The following is a 23,561-nucleotide window of genomic DNA, read 5'->3' as shown; positions in this document are numbered from 1 at the left end:
GGGCAACGTGCAGCAGTTTGAGACCGGCATCACCGCACGTGGGTTCTTCGAGAGCGACGGCATCTTTGTCAGCGGCAGTGCGAGACACGCCGCCGTATCGAACGCGCGATCACTTCACGACGTTATCCCCACTCTGCCTTTCTGCGCCATCATGACGGATGATCCGGAAACGATCTTGAACTATGCCGCCGAGCGTTTTGAGAAAGAAGGAAAAAGCGCGCTGGTCACATTGGTCGATATCCGCGGCGGGTCCGCACGCGCGCTTGGCGCCCAGATGGCTGTTGGAATGGATGGTGGCTATTGCGGCTATGTCTCGGGCGGCTGCACCGAGGCAGCCGTTGCCGCCGAGGCGGTCGATGCGATGAAGCGGGGAGCCGACCGGTTTCTGCTTCTTGGCGAGGGATCGACCTTTTTCGACATCCAGCTTCCCTGCGGTGGCGGTATCACGCTTGCCATCCACGTTTTGAAAGACGTGGGTCCGCTTCGCCATGTTCTCGACAGTCTTCGATCCCGGAAAGTGGGCGCGCTCTGCTACGACGCCGTGAAACAGAGCATCACGGATATCGAGGACACGGAAAACGGTGCATCCTATATTCGCCGCTACAGACCGCGCCCACGCCTGGTGATCTGCGGCCGAGGCATCGAACTGGATTGCGCAACACGGGTTGCGTGTCACTCGGGTTTCGAGACATTTGCCTTTGACGGCCAATCCGAACCGCGATTCGACGAGGCGCTTGTTGATGCCGATACCGCAGTCGCGCTGCTGTTTCACGATCTCGCCCAGGAACTGCCATTCCTGAAAGTCGCACTGCAACGCGATCCTTTCTACATTGGCGCGCTGGGCAGCAAACGCACGCATGAAAAGCGCCGTGAAGCTTTACGCGAGCATGGATATAGCGATCACGATATGGATCGCATCAAGGCCCCGATTGGCCTCTTCGGACCAGCCCGTGATGGAAATGCACTGGCGCTATCCATTCTCGCCGATGTCGCTGCGGCGCGCTCCACCATGAAGTTCGACGGCCATGTGTGATCCTATCCAGATTACAAACCGGGCGCTGTTTGAAAATCCGACGGCTGCCTTTCGTCCTTCCGCCTATTGGTTCTGGCATTCCATTCCCGATGAAGCCCTCTGCTGCGCGCAGCTGTCTGATTTCCAGGCAAAAGGGATCGGGACGATCCTCATTCAGGCCCGTCTTGCGCTGCCGCGCGAAGATTATCTGTCGCCTGAATATCTCGCCGCCTATCGATACGCTGCCCGCGTTGCCGGTGAACTCGGCCTGAAACTGGGCATCTATGACGATTACAACTGGATCAGCGGTCATGCCGGAGGACGCACGGTTGATGGCTGCGATGCCGTGCGCGAACGGCACCTGTTCTGGTCGTCAGCATCCGCATCTGAAGGCGCGATCAGCGGCATCCATCCGCCTTTCGTCGAGACAATGGGTCCGGATATTCTGGAGTGGCAATATGAGGCGGGCAAGGTCGAGTGGTGCGACTGGACGGTCGAGGCCGCCGTCCTGCACCCCATTTCGGGCATTGAAACTCTGGAGGCGATCTCCGATGTGACGGCGCAAATCATCATCACCGCAAGCGACGCCGTATCCTGTGCCTATGCCTTTGATGGCCGGATCGAGGCGGGTCAGGCGCTCACCGTTTTCATCAGCGCCCGCTCCTCGACATCCCGCCTGATCAACTATCTGCTGCCGGAAGCGGCTGAGCGTTTTATAGACGTCGGTCTCAATCCGCTCGTCAAGACATTGGAGGGTCTGTTGCCGGACCCGGCCGGCTTCGTATTCTACGACCAGCCGGCAGCAGGCTTTTATCGCTGGGACCAGATGTCCGGTGATCTCGGCAACAGCCTGCTTTTTGCACCGGCATTGCAGGAAACAATGGCGCACCGAACCGGCGTGTCCTTTGCGAAAATTCTTCTGGCGCTTTTGCAGGATATCGGCAGCGGCACGCTGCGGCTGCGGGCAGAATTTTACGCCGGATATTCGGCTTTGATGAACGAAGCCTTTTTCGGCACCCTGCGACGATGGTCCGACATGCACGGCATCGCGCTGACCGGACACGAAATCCTGCCGCATATCGCGTCATGGTCGCTGAACGGCGGCTTTACCAGCATCGATCCGCGCGTGGCGCCAGCCGTCGATTTCTTCGGGATCGATGCCTACCGGCATGAAACCGCCGTGGATTCCAACAATTTCAGTGCGCAACTGGCGCCGAAACTCGGCGATTCCGTTGCGCGCTCCAATGGGCGTAGCCGCTGCATGGTCGAAACCTATGCCAGCGCCGAACGGACCACCCGGCGTGCCGCAGGCCAATGGGAAATGACGCTGGAAACGGCACGCGCCCAGGCGATCCGCCTGCATTGCCTTGGCATGCGGCAGTTCATCTGGCACGGCGTCTATCAGACCGATGGCCGCGACAATGACCCGACGCCGTTCGCCAATCCGAGGTTCGATTTTGCTCCTGGCATCAACTTCGAGCCCTGGTGGCATTATCACGACCTGTTTGCCGGCGAGACCGCCCGGATTTCCGCCTTTATCGAACCGGCCAAACCACGCACGCCGGTTGCCATTCTCTATCCGCTCTACACCGCCTTTGCGCAGGGACCGCGCCACGGCCACGCAACGCATATCGGCGCATGGTGCGAACATCTTCTCGCGCAGGGATGCGATTTCATGTTCGTGAGCGAGGCCGATCTTGCTGCTGCAACAATCGAAAACGGGAAGCTCATCGCATCAGGGCTGGTTTTCGCTGCCGTCGTGCTGCCCTGCGTCACCGTCTTGGAAACGATGAAGAGCTCGCGGAAACTGGAGGCTTTCAAGACAGCCGGCGGCGCGATCTGGTCATCCGGCGAACGCCTGTCCGTTATCTGCGACAGTGACGCGCAGGTGACGTGCTTTAAGGTTTCCACGCATATCGAAGGGCATCCGGAAAGCCGGGATATTGCCGCTCTGGTGTCGTCCCTTCCAGCCGAGGGGCCGAAAGTCGAGAGTGCTTCAGGCGGCAAACCATGGCAGTGGATCGGATATGAGGCGGACGGCTGGTGGAGACTTGTGCTGTTCAACGACGGATCGGACGACCTTGTCGTTGAAATCTCGTATGGCTGTGGTTTTGAATCCGAGGAATGGTCGCCGGCGGATGGCGTGATCCATGCGCCGGTCAATCTTGAACGGTCCCTGGTCGTGCTCCAGCCGCACGAGGTTCGGTGCATCCGGTTGCGCGAAGCATCGGAGGTCGTAGCGGATCAGGCAGCCACGCAGACCGGGGCCATTCACGATCCTGTGGAAACGATATCGCTTGCCGATGGCTGGAGTTTTTCTCCCGCGCTTGAGGCGGATTTCCAATCCATCTCTGTCGATGCAGGCTGGGAAACGCAAGGGTTCGCGGATTTTTCCGGCACGGGCATTTACCGATGCTCCCTGACGATAGCAACGCAAGGCGATTGGCTTCTGGAATTGCCGCAGGTGGAAACAGCTGTGACCGCGTTTCTTGACGGCCAAGAGATCGACCGCCGGGCCTGGCGGCCCTACCGGTTTGCGCTTAGCACTCTCAGCCCCGGCACGCATAGTCTGGAGCTTCACGTCGCCAACACTGCGGCAAACCGCTATTACAGCCACACGCCCTATCGCGGCGATACCGCAGATAAAAGCGGATTGACCGCCGCACCAAAACTCATCCCGCTTTCAAACTGACCGGATAAGAGCCATGCCAAAACACTCGACAATCCCCCTGATGCGCGCCTGGAACAGCTGGTCGGACCGGCCGGCCGAAATGGTTTTCCTGCCGCTCGGGGTGCGGATCACGCCGGTGCTCTATTCCACGCGCAGCAAGACGACGTCGGCAATCGAGCCCCGGCGCAATCCTGTCCGCCTGGGACGTCACGCCATCGACGGCTCGACGATCGAACTCGAAACGGACCACACCGGCACGACGGTCGCCTTCTCCGCTACGAAAACGGGTCCATTTGCCGTTTGCGGACGCTGGGAGGGAACCGTATCGGCTGAATGGGGCCTCCGGTTCTGGGTGACGCTGGCGATTTCATCCGATGGCGGCGAGATCGGAATCTATGACGGCGGTGGCAATACAACCCTCCTGAAGATCGGTACCCGGTTTGTGGCTGTGGTCACCGCGCAAGCGCCGGTCCACGTCACCGGTCATGAGACGATCGAAGCGCTGCGGGCCGATTTCGAGGAAAACGGATATTTTTATACCGCAACCCGCAGCAACGAGGCACCTGTCATTGCGCTTCGCTTCAATCTCGAAATGATGCGCACGGGCGCGTACGCTGCCGCCGTCGCCGACAGTGCGGACCTCGCCATCGCAAAAGCGCGCGCCTGCCTTGCAGAACAGGCGCCGGCGCAGATACCAGATGCGCAGACGGGTCTGTTTCAAGGATCGCTCGACGCGATTCGCGATGTGGTCGCCTGGAACACAATCTGGGACGACACCAATGCGCGGCCTTACACGGCGGTGACCCGGATCTGGAACCTCGGAAAATTTGCGGTCTGGTACAACGATCAGCTGTTCGCAGCACTTCTGGCCGGTGTTTTCGATGCGGACCTCGCGCGCGAAAACATGGCGACAGCCATGGCCAGCGCCACGCCGCAAGGCAATATCGCCTGCATCGTCACCTCCAACGATGCCTGGGTCGATCGCAGCCAGCACCCGAATGGAGCACTCGTCGCCTGGCAGCTTTACCAGCGCACCGGCGAACGCTCGATGCTGACAGCAAACTATGATGCGCTTTCCCGCAATCAACGCTGGTGGTGGGAAAACCGTGATCCCGGCGCGTTTGGCCTTCTCTCCTGCGGCACCTCCGATGTCGGCGAAGGCCTCTACAAAGGGACTGCATTCGGCGCCCGTAATGAGACCGGCATGGACAATTCGGCGACCCATGACGAGGCGATCTACGACCCCGTCACTCGCACCTTGTCGACGTTCGATCTCGGATTGAACTGCGCGGCCGCACTCGATGCCGAAATGCTGGCGAACATGGCCACGGTGCTTGGAAAGCATGCGGACGCACAGGAATTTACGCAGATTGCAGAACGCTGCCGAACGCTGATTTGCGAAACATTGTGGGATGAGAGCCGCGGTCTCTTCGCCAACCGCCAGCGCAATGGCGGCTTCGTGCGCTCGCTGTCGCCCACCAGTTTCTATCCGCTGCTGTGCGGGGCTGCCACGCCGGTGCAGGCCGCGCGATTGCTGGAGCACCTAAGTAACGAGGCGACGTTCGGCGGCGATTTCGTCCTGCCGAACGCCACGCGCGACGACCCCGCCTTTGCCGACAACGTTTATTGGCGCGGGCGCATCTGGCCGAACGTCAACTATATGGTTTGGCTCGGCCTGCGCCGTTACGGCTTTATGGCAGAGGCGAGCAAGCTCGCCAGCCAGAGCTATGAACTGTTCATGACATCCTGGAGCAAGGACCGCATCGCGTCGGAGAATTATAACGCGGTGACCGGCGAGGCGATGGACCAGGGCGATACCGATCCCTTCTATATCTGGGCAGCAATGCTCCCGCTGATGGCGGCGGGCGAAATCATCGATTTCGATCCCTGGTCCGGGTGGACTGTGCGCAATACGGGTGAGGACCTGTCGATCGGCCCCATGCTATGCCCGGCGGGGACATTGCATGTCTCCGTAAACGCTACCGTTCTGTCCATGACGATCAATGACCGGATTGTGCTGCAGACGGACCTGCAGACGAGCTTGTCTCAGATCGAAATCGGCGCCGGACGGTTTGCCTTTACCATCGGGCCCGTTGCCAGCGGCGGCTTTATCGACCTGGGAGGCATCCAGGCGGGCAACGCCACTGTCGCCCGTATGGACGGAACCGTCATCCGTCACGACACAAACGCCGGAGGCATTCGCGTTGAGATCGCGGAAAGCGCTGACACGCAACGCCTGGAGGTCTATTTTTCGTCTTAGGATGCTTCGATGACACTAAGAAGACCTTGACAGAAAAAGATTCATCCATAATAGTTTGTACACAAATAAAAAATGAAAAGACTGACGTTAAGATCAGAGGGTTTGAACTGAGGACTGAATTGGAAAACCTAAGTTTTCCTGACAGGCCCCGCATCGCGATTTGGAATGCATTGCTAGCTCGGATGTTTTGTTCCACTCTTGTTCGGGACAGGCCTTGGCTTGCGCTGAAAATCGACATCGCGGTCACCATCACGTCCCTGATTTTACTTTGTACACAAACTATTTTGGCGCGTTTTTCGCGCTAACGCTTCGGCTTTGCCGATCCCGTTGAGATCGATGACTGCGGTCACGATCACGTGCAACTGTGTATTTTTAAGAGGGGTGCCAAAAATGACAGAGATCACCAGACGCAATACTTTGAAACTGATGTCCACAGCGCTGCTTTTAGCGGGCGTCGGCTTTTCCAGCCTGCCGGGCAAGGCCTTTGCGGCCGGCACCATCACGGTCCTGAACTGGCAGGGATACGGCACCGACGAAGCCTGGTCCGTCAAGGCCTTTACCGAAACGACCGGCATTGAAGTCGTGCATGACTATTACAGCTCCGAATCGGAAATGCTCACAAAGCTGCGCACCAATCCAGGCACTTATGATCTGGTCGTTCTGAATGCCGCCCGTTGTGCGCAGGCCGTCGCCGAAGATCTGCTCCAGCCGATCGATTTCACCAAGGTCCCGAACGCCAAGACTGTCGATGACAATCTCCTGTCCAATCCAAACTTCAGCAAGGACGGCAAGGGCTATGCGGTTCCCTGGGTCTGGGGCATGACGTCACTTGCCATTCGCGAGGGCATGCCTGTTCCCGATAGCTATGCCGCTCTGGCCGATCCGGCTTACAAGGGCCGTGTCGCCATGGACGACGACGCGATCATCAATGTCGGCGTCGGCGCCCTGATGAGCGGACAGGACATCAACGATCCGAAAGATCTGGCCGCTGTGACTGCAGCGCTGAAATCGATCAAGCCGAATGTTAAGCTTCTGTGGTCGACGGAAGATCAGTGGAACAAGTCCTTTGCCGCCAAGGAATTCGACCTGTCGCTGTTCTGGTCCGGTGGTTCCGTGCGTTCCAAGCGCAATTCGAAACTGCCGGTCACCTTCGTCGTTCCGAAAGAAGGCGGCATCGGTTGGGTCGATGGTCTCGGCATTCCGGCATCGGCTCCGAACGCCGAAGGCGCGCTTGCCTTCGCCAACTGGATGATCGATCCGGCATTCTACGTCGAATGGGCAACCAAGGTCGGCGCCCCGGCCTCCTCCAACTCGGCCGCTCTGGAAGCCCTTCCCGCTAACGACCTCAGCCGCCAGGTGCACAAGCCGGAATATCTGAAGACGATGGGCATCGTATCGGGAATTCCGGATGACCGCCGCGAAGCCTTCAACAATGTCTGGCAGGAAGTGAAGGCTTTCTATGCAGAATGATCAGCTGACATTGGCGTCAGCGCGCGGACCTTCGGGTCCGCGCAGCCAGCGCTCGCTCCCGTCATGGGTCTCGACGACGGCCCTGCTCATGCCGACCTATGGCTGGCTCACGATTGCGGTTTTTCTGCCTCTCTTGACGATGTTCGCCTTCAGCTTTTTGTCGGCAACGCCGATGGGCAAGGCGCCGATCGTCTTCACGCTCAAGCAGTACCGGGCCTTCATCGATCAGCCCTATCTGGTCGGGATCGGGATTACGTCGCTGCTGATCGGTTTCTGGACGACGCTGTTTTGCGCCATTCTCGGCTTTCTCGCCGCCGTTGCGCTGGTGCGTTCGACCTTCGGCAAGACGCGCGAAATGCTGCTGATCCTGATTCTCCTGCCGTTTTGGACCAACGGTCTGGTCCGCGTCTTTTCCTGGACGATGGTGCTTCGCGAAAACGGCTTTCTGGACAGCCTTTTGCACATGGTGGCGCCTGAAGCGGGGTCGATCGGTTTCCTTTACACGCGCTATGCCATCGTCGTCGGCCTTGTTCACGGCTACCTGCCCTATATGATCCTGACCTGTTATATCGCGCTTTCGACGATTGATGACGCTATCATCGAGGCAGCCGCAAGCCTTGGCGCGCGCTGGTGGACCATCCTTTTCAAGATACTTCTGCCTCTGGCAGCTCCCGGCCTGATTTCCGGCGCCGTGCTGACCTTCATCCCGGTGATTGGCTCGTTCATGGAGCCGCGTATTCTCGGCGGCCGCGTCGGCGTGACCATGGGGACGGTAATCGAGGACCAGTTCACGCAGGCCTTCAACTGGCCGCTCGGTGCATCGCTTTCCTTCACGCTGCTCGCCGTGGTCCTTGCCATTTTCGCAACCTTCTCCGGCGTCCTGCGCCGTGGCACGGCACTGTGAGGAGACGCTGATGACATCGCTTGGCCGCTTCTATCTCATCGCCATCCTGGTTTTTCTCTACACCCCCATCCTCGTGATGATGGCGATGGGCTTCAATGCCTCGCCGCTCTATGAACTGCCCTTTTCGTTTTCGACCCAATGGTATGAAGCGCTCTGGAGCAATACGGTTCTTCTGAAGGCGGGCTTCAACAGTATCGTCATCGCCACCATCACCGCCGTTCTGGCAACGGCGCTGGGAACGATGGCATCGGTGGCGCTGTCGCGGCGCACCTTTCGCGGCAAGAGCCTGCTGCAACTGATGCTGCTCCCGCCGATCGCCATTCCCTGGCTGATCACCGGCACTGCAATGCTGATCTTCTTTTACTGGAGCGGGATCGGCCGTGGCATGCATGCGCTGTTGATCGGCCATGTCGCGCTGGCCATCCCCTATGTCGTCCTCGTTGTCGGCACTGGCTTCAAGACGATCCGTGCCGATCTTGAAGAAGCCGCCATGAGCTTAGGCTCGACGCCGGTCCATGCGTTCTTCTCCGTGACGCTGCCGTTGCTCTATCCCAGCATTCTGGGTGCGGCACTGTTTGCCTTTGCGGTTTCGCTCGATCAGTTCGTGATTTCCTACTTTCTCGCAACGCCCGGCTACACGACGCTGCCGGTGCAGATCTATTCCTCGATCCGCAAGGGCTTCACCCCTGAAATCAATGCGATCTCGACCGTGCTTCTGCTCGGCTCCATGACCGTCATCCTGATTTTTGCGCGCTTCGCCAAGCCCGGAGACACAAGTGACAAACGTTAAAGTCGATTCCGTCGCCAAGACCTATGGCAACACACCGGTTCTCGCCGATATCACCACCGAGTTCACCGAAGGCTCCTTCACAAGCCTTCTTGGACCATCAGGCTCGGGCAAGACAACGCTGCTGCGCATCATTGCGGGCTTCATCAAGCCGGACCACGGCGTGGTGATGATCGGCAACAAGGATGTCACCGATGTCCCGGTCTGGGGCCGCAATATCGGCATGATGTTCCAGTCCTACGCCCTGTTTCCGCATATGACGATCGCCCAGAATGTCGCCTTCGGCCTGGAGCGGCGCGGCATCAAGGGAGCAGCCGCCCGCAAGGAAGTCGACCGTGCCCTGGAGATGGTACGCCTCCCCGGCTTCGGCGACCGCACGCCCAAGCAGCTGTCCGGCGGCCAGCAGCAGCGCGTCGCCCTGGCGCGCGCCATCGTCATCAAGCCGAGCGTGCTTCTGCTTGATGAACCGCTATCGGCACTGGACCGGAGACTGCGCCAGGAAATGCAGGTGGAACTCCTGCGCATCCAGCGCGAGAGTGGCCTGACGACCATTTTCGTCACGCACGATCAGGAAGAAGCCCTGACGCTGTCGGACAAGGTCGCCATTCTCGACAAGGGCCGCATCGTTCAGATCGGCGAACCGGAAACGGTCTATGAAAAGCCGCTGACCCGGTTTGCCGCCGAATTTCTCGGCGATTCCAATTTCCTCAGCGGAACCGTCGAAAACGGCGCCGTTCGCCTGGCGGACGGCTCTCTGGTCAAAAGCACGAGCCCATTGCCGTCAGCGGGTTCCACCGTGACGCTTGCCATACGCCCGGAGAAGATGTCGATCGCGCCAGCGCAGACCGGCGAAAACACCATGAGGGCGCGCATCACCACCGTCATCTATGCGGGCCCGGTGCTTTCCTATCACCTGGAAACGGCCGATGGCCTGCCGCTCAAGCTGTTTGCGCAGAATCGCGATGGCACCGTGCTCAGCGAAGGCGACAACATTGCCCTGAGCTGGGCTGCCGATCACACTGTCGCAGTCGCGGATTGATCATGGAAACGGTCCCGTTCTCAAAAAATACGTTGCATCTCGTCATCGATATGCAACGCCTCTTTGCCGAAGAAACCGAATGGCACACGCCGGCGATTGCCGTCATTCTCCCGAACGTCCTGAAACTTTCGAGGGCCCGGCCCTCGGATACGCTGTTCGCACGCTTCGTCGTTCCGCAAAATGCCGATGCTGCAAAAGGCGCGTGGAAAACCTATTACCGGCGATGGTCGTCCGTTACGCTCGATGCGATCGATCCGGCCATGCTCGGTCTCGTCGCGCCGCTGGTTGCGATCGCGGATGACCGCTCCATCGTCGATAAGGAAACCTACTCGATTTTCGGTTCGAAAGGGTTTTCCGAACGGCTGCAGGCCGCAGGCATCGATACGCTGATTTTCTCCGGCGTGGAGACTGATGTCTGCGTCTATGCCAGTGTGCTGGATGCGGTCGATGCGGGCTACCGCGTCATACTTGCCGCCGATGCCCTGGCCAGCAGCAATGTGCAGGCGCATGACGCCGTTTTGGAGACGCTCGTCCCCAGGCTCTCGGATCAGGTCGAAGTTTTATCGACAGACGCTATTCTAAAGCTATGGCAGGCATGACGTTGAGAAACGGCCCGCGGACTTCGTAGCGCAGCATGATTGAGGGATCCGGATGGATGTTCCGTTGAAAGACAAGTCTGGTTTGCCAGACAGTGCGCCACCGTCAAGCTCGCAGATGAACGGCGGCCAGACGCACTATACGCTCGGTGAACAGATCGGTTTTTATCTGCGCCAGGCCAACCAGCGCCACGTCGCCATCTTTGCCAGCCTGATTTCGGAAAAGCTGACGACCACCCAATGGGCAGCACTCGTGAAGCTCAAGGATTTGCAGCCATGTTCGCAAGGCAACCTTGGGCGCGAAACGGCGATGGACATGGCGACGATCAAGGGCGTCGTCGATCGGCTCGTCAAGCGCGGTCTCGTCCACACCGAACCGGATCCGGCAGATGCACGCCGGCTGGTTTTGACGCTGACGGCGGAAGGCGATGCAACGGTCGATCGCAATCTCTCGATTGCCTTGGAAATTTCGCAAGAGACACTGAGCACGCTCACCCCGGCAGAACGGATGATGCTGATGGAACTGCTTCAGAAGATCTGTTGATATCAGCCAGAATTTGAAGAGACTTTGATGGTTCAGGACACTCAGGACGATCTGACATTGCTTGTCGATCAAATGACGGCTGCGGAAAAGGCCGATCTTTTGAGCGGCCGGGGCCTTTGGAAAACGGCTGCCATCGAAAGGCTCGGTATTCCCTCCATCCTGATGACTGACGGCGCCTATGGTGTGCGCTACTCGACCACGCAGATCGATGCCGGCGATAGCGACGACAACAGCCTGCAAGGGTTTCTGACGCTGGTCAACCAGCAGGCGGATGACGCAGGCACCATGTTTGGCACGACGCGGCCGGCCACCTGTTTTCCCAATGGCAATCTGCTCGGCTGCTCCTGGGACGTGGACCTAGCTTACCGCATGGGGGCTGCCCTTGCGGCGGAGTGCCAGAATTTCGGCGTCCACCTGCTGCTCGGGCCGGGGATCAACACGCGGCGCACGCCGCTTGCCGGCCGTGCCTATGAGTATTATTCCGAGGACCCGGTCATCAACGGCGACCTCGCCGCAGCCCTGATCTGCGGCCTGCAGGATAACGGCGTCGGCGCATCGCTGAAACATTTCGCCTGCAACAATTCCGAGATCGACCGCACCACGACCAGTTCCGATGTCGATGAGCGCGCCCTGCGCGAAATCTACCTGGCCGGCTTCGAGCGTGCGATCGAAAAAGGCAAGCCATGGACTGTCATGAGCGCCTATAATCCAGTCAACGGCATTCATGCGACGCAAAACGCATGGCTGTTGACGACGGTGCTGCGCGAGGAATGGGGCTATGACGGGCTCGTTCTCTCCGACTGGCATGCGATCAAGGATAGGCCGGCTTCGCTCACAGCGGGAACTGATCTGGACATGCCGGAAAGCAAACCGCGCAAGGCGCAGCTTCTTGCTGCAATTGAAACCGGCAAAGTCGACCGGGAAACAGTTGACGCAGCCTGCGTGCGGGTGCTCGAGCTGGTCCAGCGCTGCAAAGCGAACGAGAGGCCGGGCATTCCGGTTGATCTCGAAGATCACCACATTTTGTCTCGCCAGATCGCGGCAGAATCGATCGTTCTGCTGCGCAACGAAAACGCGGCTTTGCCACTTGACGCGACCGCGTCTCCGCGAATCGTGGTCGTGGGCAATGGGGCAATCGCGCCGGTCATCCAGGGCTCCGGCTCGGCGACCACCAACCCTTACCGCGTCGATATTCCCTTCGAGCAGATTTGCAAAAGGGCAGGCGAACACTGCACCATCCGTCACATGCCGTTCGACGTCGATGACGCGACCGCGATAGCATCCGCCATCGATACGGTTTTGCATGCGGCTGAAGACAGCGATGCTGTCGTGATCTTCAGCGAAAACGCCAAGAGCCGCAACGGCGAAGGCAATGATCGCGATACGCTGAAACTGATGAAAGGCCATGATGACCTCATCAGCGCCTTAGCAGCTGCCGGCCACCGCGTTATCGTTGTTCTGTCGATACCGGATACGGTGGAGATGCCCTGGCTTGATGAAGTGGATGCGGTTCTCGCCTGCTTTTTCCCCGGACAAGGCGGTGGCGAGGCCATCGCCCGTGTTCTCTTCGGCGACCAGAACCCATGCGGCAAGCTGTCGGCCAGCATGCCCGTCCGCATCGAGGATATCCCCGGCTGGCACACCTATCCCGGCGACCACGGCCGCCATGTTTATAGCGAAGGCATTTTCGTCGGATACCGCTACTACGACCTGAAGGCCATCGCACCGGCTTTCCCGTTTGGACACGGCCTGAGCTACACCGAATTTTCCTATGAAACCATGTCTCTCGACAAGGAAGTGATCACACCCGGCGAGAGCTGCACCGTCACTGTTACCATTCGCAATACCGGGAAGGTTGCCGGCAAGGAAATTGTTCAGCTCTACATGCAGCCCATCGAGCCGGGACTGAAACGCCCGGTCCGGGAACTGAAGGCGTTTGCCAAGGTGCAACTGGAGCCAGGCGAAGCAAAAACGGTTGAACTCACTCTGCAGCCGCGCGATTTCCAGTATTTCGACGTTTCGCGCGCGCAGTGGGTGCTGGATGCAGACGCTTTCGTCATTGAGGCCGCGGCATCGTCACGCGATGTCCGCCTGAACCAGACGATTGCCTGCAAATCCCAGATCTTTCCTCCAGCAAAACTCTCCCGTCAATCCCCACCATCACTGGTCTTTGCCCATCTGGAAGCGGAAACAATCCTCAGAGATTTCCTCAAAACAAAGTTATCGCTTTCCGACGAGGAGGCAGCAGCCATTCTCGACAAGGTGCGCGGCTCATTCCTCGGATTCTACGACACATTGAGCTGGTTTGTTGGCGATAGCGTGCCAGAAGGCGAAATCGCCGTCGTGCTTGATAAATTAAATGAGATCGAAAACACGCCTTGAGCGAATCAACCAGCCTCAAGAGTGGTTGCAACCTGCGGGCAGACGCGGCTCGTAAGCCAAAGGTCGACGCCTGAAATCTATAGGATCGTTGCTTGTTGCCGATCCTTGGACTTACTGCAGCTGCGGTTTTTTCAGAAACTCGTCGCGATCCCCCGATCTGACACGGAGCCAGACTTCGCGGCCGTCGCGCAGGACGCGGACGGGGATTTCCGATCCGGCGCGGCCGCTCTTCCAGACCTTGCGGTAAAAGTCAGCAAGACTGGAAATTTCTCCATCGCGCACCTCTGCGATAACATCGCCTCCCCGCAGCCCGGCCTGCGCGGCTGGACCATCCGCTGCAACACTCATGACGACCACGTCACCATTGCTTTCGGCCGCAAAGGCGCCAAGCCAGGGGCGCGGTGGCTTGTTCACGCGTCCAAGCGTGAGCAGATCGTCGAGAATGGGGGGCAGCAGATTGATCGGGACGATCATGTTGATGTCGGAACTCTCTCCGTTCCGGCTCATGACCAGCTTGAGCGAACCGATACCCAGAAGCTTGCCATCCTGCCCGACAATGGCAGCCCCGCCCCAGGATGGATGGGCGGGAGAAACAAAAATCGCTTCATCCAGCAGATATTCCCAATATCCGGCAAACTCGCGTTTCGCGACGATCTTGGTCTCTACCAGCCGGCCAAAACCGTCGGCAAAGACGACGGGATCGCCAACCCTGGTTTTCGATGCGTCACCAAGCGTCAGTGCCGGACAGTCCAGGGCCCCAAGCGCCTGGATCAGGCCAAGCCCCGTTTCCTGGTCATAGGCAAGCGCATGACCCGGAATGACCGTGCCATCCGGCCTTGTCAGCCAAACCTCATCCGCCTCGGTGATCAAATAGCCGATGGTGAGCACCAGGCCATCGTCGCGAATGACCACACCGCTACCTTCGCGCACCGTGCCCAGCGAGCGGGCCGTGAAGGCATCGTCCGAGATGGAAGTCCGAACGGCCACCATCGAGTGTTTGACTGAGTGTACATCCATGTTTCGGTCCCGCCGGATTTTAATCTCTCCTAGAGGTAGGAAGGCCGGTGGCACCCCGCAAGTCTCAGGTTACGCATCGGGACGACACAGCCCCCAGCTCTTGCCCCACACGAAGTGTCCCAAAGTTTGCGAGACGCGATATATCTGACTTACAATCCCAGCCGCAGCGCTGTATGTTCCTCTTTTGTTCAACGGCGCATTTGTCTTCATAGACCAAGCGCAATCAAGCTGGACGCCTCCTGATGTATATCCCCGGCGACGATACTACAGCCATTCCAGATCCGATATCCCGGGCTCAAACGCCGGATGAGCCAGTGCGTCAGCGCAAGATCATCCATGTCGACATGGATGCCTTCTATGCATCCGTCGAGCAGCGCGACAATCCGGAGCTGCGCGGCAAGCCGCTTGCCGTTGGTGGATCGGCGGCGCGCGGGGTCGTGGCTGCGGCCAGCTACGAGGCGAGAGCATTTGGCGTGCATTCGGCCATGCCGTCGGTCACCGCCAAGCGAAAATGTCCAGACCTGATCTTCGTGCCGCCGCGCTTTGACGTTTACAAGGCGGTCTCCCAGCAGATCCGTGCGATCTTTGCCGAATACACGCCGCTGATCGAGCCTCTATCGCTGGACGAGGCCTATCTCGATGTGACGGAAAACCTGAAAGGCATGGCAATCGCCACCGAGATCGCCGCAGAAATCCGCGCGAGGATCGCTGAGGTGACCGGTCTCAGTGCGTCCGCCGGAATTTCCTACAACAAGTTCCTTGCCAAGATGGCAAGCGATCTCAACAAGCCGAATGGGCAGGCCGTGATTACGCCAAAGAACGGCCCAGGCTTTGTAGAGGCTTTGCCAGTGAAGAAGTTTCATGGCGTTGGACCGGCAACCGCCGAGCGGATGCGCAAATACGGCATCGAAACCGGACTTGATCTGAAGCAGAAATCGCTGGCTTTCCTTCAGGAGCATTTCGGCAAGTCCGGTCCCTATTTCTACGGGATCGCGCGCGGTATCGATGAGCGCCTCGTCCGGCCCGACCGCATCCGCAAATCCGCCGGTGCGGAGGACACGTTCGTTGAAGATATCACCGATTTCGATCTGGCCCGGCTGGAGCTTAAGCCGCTTGCCGAAAAGGTCTGGCGCTATTGCGAGGCGCAGGGGATCAGCGGCAAGACGGTGACCGTGAAGATCAAATATTCCGATTTCACCCAGGCGACGCGCAGCCGTACGAAAGCGACGCCCTTTGCAAATGCCGCAGATATCCTCGATACCGCATCGACACTTCTGGCCACGGTCTATCCGTTCAAACGCGCCATCCGGCTACTGGGCGTGACCTTGTCGTCGCTGACAAACGCTCCCGTTCGCGACGATGCAGAACGGCAGCCACAATTCGATCTCGATTTATAGACGGCCAAATCCCCTAAAACGAAAAAGCCTGCCGCGGGAGGAGGTGCGGCAGGCTTTTCGAAAAGAACCGAACAGCGACTGGGAGGAGGAGTGCCGCTGTTCCTTCAGGCGCCCCTTGGGAGGAGGAGTGGGCCGCCTGAAATTCGAAGCTCTGCGGGAGGAGGTGCATTGCTTCGATGGAAACGATCATACGCTGATCGCGATGATTTCAAAGCGTTTATGCTGCACTGCAGCTATGCAGGAAATGCACATCGGAAGATACGGCGTTCCAGCGGGTCTCTGCCCCGTCAGCAAGCCCGAAACGCGAAGCGCCCGCACAGGGCGGGCGCTTCATCCAAAACTCAAGGCTTGCTTAGAAAGCGACGGCTGCGCGGGCAACGCTGCGGATATCGTCGCGGGCAATACCCAGGTCGCTCAGCTCGCGATTGGTCATACGGCCGAGTTCGGATACGGTCTGACGATACTTGCGCCAGTTGTTCAAGGTGCGTGCTACGTTCATGATGATCCCCTTTCGTGAGGTTCTGTTGACGTCAGCAACCGCGTTTGGTTCCGGCGTCGTTTGATGAAGAGAATATAGGCCCTTCTCTTTGATCAGAATATCGACAATGCATCACAGCACCTATGCACCGGCTGCAGCGCTCGCGGCGCAGCTGCCCAAATTGCGGCCGCTACGCCCTGGCTTTTCGCGTTATTAATGTTTGCCTGCGCCGGCGCTGATCACTTCCAGCGCCGATTGAAGCAGCATGCGAGCGCCGGCCACACAATGGTCCGGCTCCACATACTCAGCCTCATTGTGGCTGAGGCCATCCCTGCAGGGCACGAAGATCATCGCGGCCGGTGCTATACGCGCCACATAGAGCGCATCGTGAAAGGCGCCGGAGACCATATGCTTGAACCGGAGCCTCAAATGACGTGCCGCCCTTTCCACGCCTTCAATCACCGGCTGGAAGAACCGGGCCGGGCTCATATCGAATGTGCGGCGGATATCGGCTTTGCAGCCATGCGGGGCCACCGACGATTGAAAGGCTTCCGAGACCTGTGCCTCGATCTTGTCCAGGCGATCTGATTGCGGATGGCGCAGGTCGATGCTGAGGCTGACGGATCCTGGAATTGCGTTGACGGAGCCGGGAAGTGCTGTGATCCTTCCGACCGTCAGGCGTGCATCGCCGTCTTCGGGCATGATGGTTTCGTAAAGCGTATGCAGCGCATGGGTCACCGCCATCATCGGATCGCGGCGAAACGCCAGCTGGGTCGTGCCCGCATGCGCGGCCTGGCCGGTAACCGTGATATCGAGCCAACGGGTTCCCTGCACGCCGGTGACGATGCCGATCGGGATATCTTCGTTTTCCAGGGACGGCCCCTGTTCGATATGAAGTTCAAGATATCCTGAAATCGGAAATCCGAGCGGCCTTTGCTCGGCGACCGGCAAGGCCGCAAGCGTCTCCGCAAGGGCGTCACGCCAAAAGACGCCGTCTGTTCCACGGATATCCTGCCAATTCTGCGGAATATGCCCTAGCGAAAATGCCATGGAGCCCATCGCGCCCGGTGCAAAGCGGCTGCCTTCCTCGTTTGTCCAGGCGACCACCTCAATCGACGCCTCCGTTTCCAGTCCCGCATCCTCCAGAGCCTCGAGAACCTCAAAGGCGGCCAGCGTGCCGAGGGCGCCATCATAGCGTCCGCCCGTCGGCTGGCTGTCGAGATGACTGCCGATCAGAAAGGGGGCAAGGCTGCCGTTTTTCCCATCGCGGCGAATGAACAGATTGGCGAGCGGATCCTGGAAGACGCGGAAACCGCGCTCCAGCGCCAAGCCTGCCAGCAGCGCGCGGGCAGCCTGGTCTTGACGTCCCAGCGCTGCCCGGTTGACGCCGCCTGCCGGCGTTGCGCCGATTGCCGCGAAATCATCCAGTCTTTTCAGAAGGCGTGCAGCGTTGATGTCTGCGGAGCAGATCATTTCTTCAGTCCGTTGATAAAGGCAGTGACACGCGCCTTTTCGACCTTGTTCCACCAGACGCCATCATATTTCAGCGAACTGGCAACGATGACGCCATCGACGATGTCAAGGATATCGCGGGCATTGTCGGGCGTGACGCCGCTGCCGACCAGCGTTGGCAGGCCGGCGGCCTCCTTGATCAGGCGGATATAGCCGAGATCGGCTGCATGGCCGGTGCGCTGGCCGGTGGCAATCACCGCGTCTGCGTCAAAGAAGACGAGATCCTTGACCTGCTCTTCCACCGGCCGGTCGGCAACGATCGCGTGCGCGCCATGCTTCACATGCGCATCGGCAAAGATCCGGATGCCGTTGGCTCTAAGCTTTGCGCGGTAGCGCATGGCGCGGGCGGCCTCGCCTTCGATAAACCCTTCATTCGCGACATAGGCATTGGCCCACTGGTTGACACGCACGAAACCGGCACCGCTGGCACCGGCAATGGCCAGTGCCGGAATGGCCGCATTGGCCAGAACGTTGATGCCGATCGGACGCCCGAGTTCACGGCGGATGCGGTCCGATATGACCGACATGTAGGCGGCGGTTTCCGGTCCGATATCATCCGGCTTGGAGAAGGGAATATCGCCGTGGTTTTCCACGATGACACCATCGCAACCCCCCTCCAGATAGGCGCGGGCATCCTCCAGGCCCTGGCTGTAGATATCCTCTATGGCTTCGCCATTATAACGGGGAGCCCCCGGCAGAGGTGCCAGGTGCACGACGCCGATAACGGCTTTGCTGCGGCCGAAGAGGGAGGTGATGGCATCGCCTGCGCCCGGGCCGACCGGTTTTGAGGATTGTGTCATGGGTGTTCCGTTTCTGATGTTTCAATGAGAGTTGAAAGTTCTTTGGCCGTTGGGCATGAGGAAAGCGTGCCCGCTCTCGTCACCGCCAGCGCGGATGCCTGGACGGCAATGTGGATTGCCCTTTGCGGATGCATACCCCTTGCCAGACATCCCGCAAAGATGCCGCACAGCACATCCCCTGCACCACTGGTATCGATTGCCGCAACCCTGGGGGCCTCAATATGGATTGCCGCGGAACCGGCACCGGGGAGAAGCAGGCAACCTTTTGAGCCGAGGGTGATCACCACAGAATGCGCGCCGAGTTCCAGTATCTTGGCGGCAGCCTCTGCTGCAACAGCAAGGCCCGAGAGCGCCTCCGCCTCCCCTTGATTGACGATGACGATATCGACGTCTTCAAACCCCGGCCGGACGCCGGCAACAAGCGGGCTGGCATTCAGCACGGTTGTCAGTCCTTTGGCCCGCGCCGCGCGCAGGCAGGCGCTGGTGACGCCTGCCGCAAGATTGCCCTGCATGATCAGCACGTCGCCGGGCTCAATGCTGTCGAGCAGGCCGGTCTGCGTGATCGGATCAAAAGCAACGGCACAGGAAACGCCGCTGATGATGATGTTCTCGCCGCCTGCATCGACCGCAACGGTCGAGCGGTCAGTCGGCAGATCCAAATCCGTCAGGCAGGCACTTTCGATCTCGCCGGCGAGCATCTGACAGATCCAGGCGCCGTTGGCATCCCGGCCGATTGCGGCCCAAAGCGTGACGGGCACCCCGGTGCGGGCAGCGGCAATGGCCTGATTGGCCCCCTTGCCGCCCAGCCCATCAGCATGCCCCAAGGCATTCCGCGTCTCGCCCGCTTCTGGAAAGCGGTCGAGACGGAAGGTGGTGTCGATGCAGACATTGCCAACGACATGCACGCGCATGGATCAGGCTTTCGCCGTTGCCCAGGCCAGCATCTGCTCGAATAGGGTCTTGTAACCCGGCCAGGCGATGAAGCTCGACGGCAGCCAATGCGGACCGACATCGGAGGTCCAGGCGACGGTGCGGCCCTTGCCATAGGCGCCGGTGACCAAAAGAGGCTGCGAACCGTAATCGGTCGAAACGGTCGCCAGCACCTCGGCTCCGTCCTTCACCGTCACTTCGTTATATCCCAGCAGAACCGGCCAGTCCGTGCCGAGACCCTTGAGGATCGGGTGGCTTTCCGTTCCGGTCACCACAGGCGAAAACCCTTCCGGAACCTCGACGCGGTCATCGACGGACAGGCAGGAAACCGGCAGAACATCCTCGACCGGCGTCCTGTGGTAACGGGCGCCGCCATTGATACCCTGGAAGCTGTAATAGCCGCCGAACATCAGCAGGGCGCCGCCATTACGGACATAGTCGCGCAGCAGGCGAAGACGGTTTGGCGTGGTCTTGGAGTGGATCCAGGTGTCTGGATGCAGCAACAGCGTGTTGGCGCCGATATCCGACAGGATGATTGCGTCATAGGCAGACAGCGCTTCCAGGGTCTGCGGAAAATCGCGTTGCGCCTCATGGGCCGGCATGAACTGGACATCGAAGGGGCTGTCCTTCAGCGCGGCCAGAAGTTCGTCGGCACCGGTGTGATAAGTGACGGTCGGGAACTGGTCGAAACCCTTGATGTGGGTCGCTGTGGAAACCCAGGATTCGCCTGCGAGAAGGACTTTGGACTTGGACATAAAAACTCCTTGGACTTTATTGCCAGCGTTCAGAACACGCTGGAGAAAACGGATTTCGGATTGTCGATCAGCATGAGGTCAATGGCTGCCTGATCGACCCCATGACGCTTCAGGCGCGGCAGGAAATGTTTCAGGATGAAGCCATAGCCGAAGCCGCCGTAACGGGTGAGCATGATTTTCAGGAACACGTCCTGCGACAGGAGAACGCGATCACTATGACCCATGTCGATCAGCGAGCGGATCGCGCGCGCGTTCTGTTCGTCGGATGGCGATTGGGCATCCTGATCGGCATAGTAGAAGTCCATGCCGATCATGTCATATTCCAGAAACGCGCCGCGCTCGGCCAAAGCCTTCTGGTAAGGCAGATCGTCATGGCTGGGGTTCATGTGGCAGAGGACGGTGTGGCGCAAATCGGCGCCTTCCGCCTCGACAATATCGAGAACCTCATGCGCCAGCCGTTCCCACCCCGGTAGATGAATGGACAGCGGCACTCCCGTGATTTTCGAGGCGCGGGCGGCGGCCCGCAGCGACTTGCGTTCCTCCGGTGTGAAATCCTTGCTGACGCCGATTTCGCCGATAATGCCAGCCATCACGTCCGGCTGCGCCGTACCGCCGCCGACATCATTGACGATGAATTCGGTGACCTCATCGACATCCATATTTTTCAGCCAATCGGGATGGCTGAATTCGAGATAGAAGCCGGTCCCCATGACGATCTTGAGGCCGGACATCTTTGCGATGCGGGCGAGTTTCGCCGGCTCCCGGCCGATGCCGATATTGGTGGTATCGACCACCGTGTGACCACCGAGCGCCTGAAACCGTTTCAACTCCGAGAGTGCCAGATCGCTGTCATCGAGCGAGACGTTGTCGCGGTTCATATAGGGGTTCATCCGCAATTCGCCGATGATCTCCATGCTGACCTTCTGCTCGCCGATCGCTTGCGCTTCCGGATGGCAGGGGCAACGCCAGGATTTGGCGCCGTCGAGCAGAATGTGCTCGTGCATCAGCGTGATCCCCATCTCAGTGACCGGCACTGGCCCCAGAACGGTCATCACCGCTCCCGTTTTGACACCGATCTCCACGCGCTCTTTCGGCGCTTTATCGAACAAATGGTCCATCTCACTTACCCCGGACCGCGCCCCGGAAGAGGCGGAAGTTGAGCCAGACGGCAATCAGGATGATCGTGCCAGTGACAATCGGCGTGAGGAAAGGGGACATATGAGCCAGGATCAAACCATTGGCGATGACGGCGACGGTGAGCGCGCCGAGAACGGTGCCAAGGATCGTGCCGCGTCCGCCGAACAGGCTTGTGCCTCCGAGAACCACGGCGGCGATAACTTCAAGTTCGAAACCCTGGCCCGCATTGGATGAACCGGAACCAAGGCGGGCTGTGACGATAATGCCGGCGAGTGCTGCCGCAGCACTGGAGAGAATATAGACGAACATCGTCGTAAAGCGCGTATCGATGCCGGCCCGGCGCACGGCTTCGGAATTGGCGCCGATGCCGGTGACGTAACGTCCGAACGGCGTTTCATTGAAAACGATATAGGCGATCAGCAAGACGACAAGGGCAATCAGCGCCGGTACCGGGACACCCAGGAACCAGGATCTGCCAATGACGGTGAAGAAACTCGCCGGATCGACCGGGATCGAATAGCCGCCGGTGATCAAAAGCGCCAGGCCACGGATGACTGAAAGCCCAGCCAAGGTGACGATGAAGGCGGGAATGCGTTCATAGGCGATGAAGAAGCCGTGGATGGCGCCGATGACGACACCGAGCAACACCATCAACAGAATGACCAGTGGCCATGCGATCCCCGCCTGCAATGCCGTCGCCGATAAGGTTGCAACCAGCGCCAGCACCGAGCCGACCGACAGATCGATACCGCCGGTGGTGATGACGAAGGTCATGGCTGCGGCAACGATCAACAACGGCGCCGACTGGCGGATGATGTTAAGCAGGTTGGGCGCTGTCAGGAACGCATCGGTGATGACGGAAAAGACGACGCAGACGACGAGAAAGAACAGGGCGATCGAGACGACGCTGCCGTTTGCCAGAAGCTTGTCCCAGAGCGTGGCCTTGCGCAAGCGCGAGGGCGAGACATGGGAACCGGCATGCCCGGTTTGCGAAGAAGGCATTGTCATGCTGAAACTCCGGTGTCATTGCCGTGCCGGGCGGAACGGGCCGAAAATTTGCGTCCGACGATCAGATTGACCACTTCCTCGATACTGGTCTCACCGATCATCCGCTCGGCGACATTGCGCCCTTCGTACATGACCTGGATGCGATCGCAGACGAGGAAAAGGTCCTGCAGGCGATGGGTGATCAAGATGACGCTGACGCCACGCGCGCTGACCGTGCGGATCAGTTCCAGCACGGCTTCGACCTCGGCCACAGCAAGAGCTGCCGTCGGTTCGTCCATGATGAGCACTTTTGGCTCGAATGAAGCGGCCCGGCCGATGGCAATCGACTGACGCTGGCCGCCGGAGAGATTTTCGACCTTGAGCCGCGTATCGGCAATGACGATACCCAGACGATCGAGCATGTCGCGGGTCAGGCCGTGCATCGTCTTATTGTCGAGGAATGGCACGCCGAGAATGCGGCGGCGCGGTTCACGGCCAAGGAAGAGATTGCCCGCAACATCCACGGTGTCGCAGAGCGAAAGGTCCTGATAGACCATTTCCACATGAGCGGCGCGTGCGTCGGCGGGCGACGAAAAGGAAACCGGCTTGCCGTCGATTTCGATGGTGCCGCTATCTGGGATGACGGCGCCGGAAAGTACTTTGCTCAGCGTCGATTTGCCGGCGCCATTATCTCCGACCAGCCCCAGCACTTCGCCGGGCTTGAGGGTCAGCGAGACATTGTCCAGCGTCTGAATGGGATTGTAACGTTTTGAAATACCGGTCATGCGGACGCGGTAGGGTATGCCGTCGGTCATGATGGGTTCTCCCCGAGTGCCTGAACGGGCATGGCTGGTTTTCTCAAAAACCGGCCATGCCGCGATGA

The 23,561-nt window shown here is 59.4% G+C and carries 20 protein-coding genes; 11 read left to right on the top strand and 9 right to left on the bottom strand.

Translation table 11 applies throughout. The features are described from left to right. Positions 1-7: 7 nt before the first annotated feature. The 10 genes from ASD32_RS08320 to ASD32_RS08275 all read left to right on the top strand — a co-directional run bounded on the left by ASD32_RS08320 (position 8) and on the right by ASD32_RS08275 (position 13,665). Positions 8-1,033 carry an XdhC family protein gene (locus tag ASD32_RS08320; RefSeq protein WP_244490130.1) on the top strand — a complete coding sequence of 342 codons (1,026 nt, stop codon included), beginning with the start codon at positions 8-10 and terminating at the stop codon, positions 1,031-1,033. Next, the gene (locus tag ASD32_RS08315; protein ID WP_060637531.1) at positions 1,026-3,704 is read left to right on the top strand and encodes a hypothetical protein; all 2,679 of its coding nucleotides are present in this window, start codon (positions 1,026-1,028) and stop codon (positions 3,702-3,704) included. The genes ASD32_RS08320 and ASD32_RS08315 overlap by 8 nt, the downstream gene beginning before the upstream one ends. A gap of 13 nt (positions 3,705-3,717) precedes the next feature. After that, the gene (locus ASD32_RS08310; protein WP_060637530.1) at positions 3,718-5,943 is read left to right on the top strand and encodes a trehalase family glycosidase; all 2,226 of its coding nucleotides are present in this window, start codon (positions 3,718-3,720) and stop codon (positions 5,941-5,943) included. A gap of 390 nt (positions 5,944-6,333) precedes the next feature. Then, positions 6,334-7,413 (top strand): extracellular solute-binding protein, encoded by a 1,080-nt coding sequence (locus tag ASD32_RS08305; protein ID WP_060637529.1) that lies wholly within the window; start codon positions 6,334-6,336, stop codon positions 7,411-7,413. Next, positions 7,403-8,317, top strand: a complete 915-nt coding sequence (locus ASD32_RS08300) for an ABC transporter permease (protein ID WP_082546696.1) — start codon at positions 7,403-7,405, stop codon at positions 8,315-8,317. The genes ASD32_RS08305 and ASD32_RS08300 overlap by 11 nt, the downstream gene beginning before the upstream one ends. Before the next feature lie 10 nt (positions 8,318-8,327). Beyond that, positions 8,328-9,107, top strand: a complete 780-nt coding sequence (locus tag ASD32_RS08295; protein ID WP_060637528.1) for an ABC transporter permease — start codon at positions 8,328-8,330, stop codon at positions 9,105-9,107. Next, on the top strand, positions 9,094-10,143 hold the full coding sequence (locus tag ASD32_RS08290; RefSeq protein WP_060637527.1) for an ABC transporter ATP-binding protein: 1,050 nt from the start codon (positions 9,094-9,096) through the stop codon (positions 10,141-10,143). The genes ASD32_RS08295 and ASD32_RS08290 overlap by 14 nt, the downstream gene beginning before the upstream one ends. A gap of 2 nt (positions 10,144-10,145) precedes the next feature. Continuing rightward, entirely contained in the window at positions 10,146-10,742 is a 597-nt protein-coding gene (locus ASD32_RS08285) for a cysteine hydrolase (protein WP_060637526.1), read from the top strand. A 52-nt stretch (positions 10,743-10,794) separates the two neighbouring features. Further along, on the top strand, positions 10,795-11,283 hold the full coding sequence (locus ASD32_RS08280) for a MarR family winged helix-turn-helix transcriptional regulator (RefSeq protein WP_060637525.1): 489 nt from the start codon (positions 10,795-10,797) through the stop codon (positions 11,281-11,283). 27 nt (positions 11,284-11,310) lie between these two features. Continuing rightward, a complete protein-coding gene (locus ASD32_RS08275; protein WP_060637524.1) occupies positions 11,311-13,665 on the top strand; it encodes a glycoside hydrolase family 3 C-terminal domain-containing protein in 2,355 nt (784 codons plus the stop codon). Between the two features lie 111 nt (positions 13,666-13,776). Here the strand turns inward: ASD32_RS08275 and ASD32_RS08270 are convergent, their stop codons facing one another. Continuing rightward, complete coding sequence (locus ASD32_RS08270) at positions 13,777-14,682, bottom strand: S1C family serine protease (protein WP_060637523.1); 906 nt, start codon at positions 14,680-14,682, stop codon at positions 13,777-13,779. Between the two features lie 314 nt (positions 14,683-14,996). On the opposite strand from ASD32_RS08270, the gene dinB reads away from it, so the two are divergent. Continuing rightward, complete coding sequence (gene dinB / locus ASD32_RS08265) at positions 14,997-16,079, top strand: DNA polymerase IV (RefSeq protein ID WP_280139415.1); 1,083 nt, start codon at positions 14,997-14,999, stop codon at positions 16,077-16,079. A gap of 352 nt (positions 16,080-16,431) precedes the next feature. Here the strand turns inward: dinB and ASD32_RS28920 are convergent, their stop codons facing one another. From ASD32_RS28920 to ASD32_RS08230, 8 genes are all read right to left on the bottom strand, one after another. Then, positions 16,432-16,578: a DUF1127 domain-containing protein gene (locus tag ASD32_RS28920; RefSeq protein WP_082546694.1), complete on the bottom strand. Its 147-nt coding sequence runs from the start codon at positions 16,576-16,578 to the stop codon at positions 16,432-16,434. Between the two features lie 192 nt (positions 16,579-16,770). Then, the gene (locus ASD32_RS08260) at positions 16,771-18,030 is read right to left on the bottom strand and encodes a Zn-dependent hydrolase (RefSeq protein ID WP_060637522.1); all 1,260 of its coding nucleotides are present in this window, start codon (positions 18,028-18,030) and stop codon (positions 16,771-16,773) included. Further along, positions 18,027-18,869, bottom strand: coding sequence for a BtpA/SgcQ family protein (locus ASD32_RS08255; protein WP_060637521.1), 843 nt, complete (start codon positions 18,867-18,869; stop codon positions 18,027-18,029). The genes ASD32_RS08260 and ASD32_RS08255 overlap by 4 nt, the downstream gene beginning before the upstream one ends. After that, on the bottom strand, positions 18,866-19,780 hold the full coding sequence (locus ASD32_RS08250) for a ribokinase (protein ID WP_060637520.1): 915 nt from the start codon (positions 19,778-19,780) through the stop codon (positions 18,866-18,868). The genes ASD32_RS08255 and ASD32_RS08250 overlap by 4 nt, the downstream gene beginning before the upstream one ends. 3 nt (positions 19,781-19,783) lie before the next feature. Continuing rightward, complete coding sequence (locus ASD32_RS08245; RefSeq protein ID WP_060637519.1) at positions 19,784-20,554, bottom strand: glutamine amidotransferase; 771 nt, start codon at positions 20,552-20,554, stop codon at positions 19,784-19,786. Between the two features lie 29 nt (positions 20,555-20,583). Further along, the gene (locus ASD32_RS08240) at positions 20,584-21,672 is read right to left on the bottom strand and encodes a phosphotriesterase (protein WP_060637518.1); all 1,089 of its coding nucleotides are present in this window, start codon (positions 21,670-21,672) and stop codon (positions 20,584-20,586) included. A gap of 1 nt (position 21,673) precedes the next feature. Beyond that, a complete protein-coding gene (locus ASD32_RS08235; protein WP_060637517.1) occupies positions 21,674-22,699 on the bottom strand; it encodes an ABC transporter permease in 1,026 nt (341 codons plus the stop codon). Beyond that, the gene (locus ASD32_RS08230; protein WP_060637516.1) at positions 22,696-23,493 is read right to left on the bottom strand and encodes an ATP-binding cassette domain-containing protein; all 798 of its coding nucleotides are present in this window, start codon (positions 23,491-23,493) and stop codon (positions 22,696-22,698) included. The genes ASD32_RS08235 and ASD32_RS08230 overlap by 4 nt, the downstream gene beginning before the upstream one ends. Between the last annotated feature and the right edge of the window lie 68 nt (positions 23,494-23,561).

Source organism: Rhizobium sp. Root483D2 (assembly GCF_001426685.1).
GTDB lineage: Bacteria > Pseudomonadota > Alphaproteobacteria > Rhizobiales > Rhizobiaceae > Pararhizobium > Pararhizobium qamdonense.
Note: the sequence above shows the minus strand (reverse complement) of the source record. Positions and strands in the feature narration are given on the sequence as shown.